The 258-nt window shown below is 61.6% G+C and carries 1 protein-coding gene; it reads right to left on the bottom strand.

What is annotated here, in order from left to right; all coding sequences use genetic code 11:
- Positions 1-216 (bottom strand): hypothetical protein (locus SB822_RS58680; protein WP_410859320.1); only part of this gene is annotated, 216 nt, incomplete at its 3' end.
- Positions 217-258 lie beyond the last annotated feature (42 nt).

Genomic DNA, 258 nt, shown 5'->3' on the forward strand with positions numbered 1-258 from the left:
GTAGGAGAACCCATCGACGGACAGCTTCGTCGCGCGTGAGGGCATGATCCGGTACGGATGGAGGCTGTCCATGATGATGGACTTCCCCGCCCCGTTCGGGCCCGTGAGCGCAATCAGACCGTTCGGCAGCGATTCAAGATTGAGCGTGACGCTGTCGCGCTTCATCCCGTCCCGAACACCGATAAAGCCGGTAAGTGTCAGCGTCAGTGGGCGCATGGCTGCACCTCCGGCGCGTCAAACAGATAGTCGGAAGGCACC

It is taken from the genome of Paraburkholderia sp. SIMBA_054, assembly GCF_046534875.1.
GTDB lineage: Bacteria > Pseudomonadota > Gammaproteobacteria > Burkholderiales > Burkholderiaceae > Paraburkholderia > Paraburkholderia hospita.